We start from the raw sequence: 710 nt of genomic DNA on the forward strand, positions 1-710 counted from the left end.
GTTTTGCAGAATGCTCCCAAAATCGGTTACCGCGTCAAGTGACGCCAAGATCGGCAAAGATACTTTAAAGTAGTCGACGGACTTAGTGGGAAAGCTTGGCACGCTTAGTTTACTCGACAGAGAAATCAATCCGATATCACTAGCCTGGACGACGTTTTGATATTCGTCACGAGGTACGTAGTCTAAGAATGTCACATTCGTTAGACCCTGATTTAAGGCACTACTCTCCAAACGCTCACGCTCAGTACCTTTACCTATAAATAGAAAGCAGACGTTATCTTTTGCTTCAAAACTCAACCTTGCCAACTCCAAGATATTTTCAAGCTCTTGAACTATGGACATTGCACCGCCATACACAGCAATAACTTTGTCCATTGGCAGGTTGTACTTCGCTCTGACAGCGGCTTTATCCACCGGCTCTACGATTTTTACCTTAGCCCAAAGCGGAAGTATTTCTACGCGAGACCGATCAACACCTGGATAGTTCTCCAGTAGAAACTTAATATTCCCCTTAGTCATACAACCAATACGGTCAAAGGTACGATACATCTTAGTTTCTAGGCGTTGAAAAAACCCGAAGAAAAACTTGTTCCTGATAGCACCCAAATCTTTAAGATAGAACGGAAAAAAATCCCACAATACAAGGTAAGACTTAGCTTGGTAGTTACGCTTAAAAAAATTCGACAACCCAACAATGGTAACGCAAGGCG

At 42.7% G+C, this 710-nt stretch carries 1 protein-coding gene; it reads right to left on the reverse strand.

Going from position 1 to position 710, the window contains the following annotated elements:
- Positions 1-549: glycosyltransferase family 4 protein (locus AC0L3B_RS38160; protein ID WP_473382696.1), on the reverse strand; the 549-nt coding region annotated here is incomplete at its 3' end.
- Positions 550-710: the final 161 nt, after the last annotated feature.

The sequence above is a fragment of the Bradyrhizobium sp. Kon56 genome, from assembly GCF_055807635.1.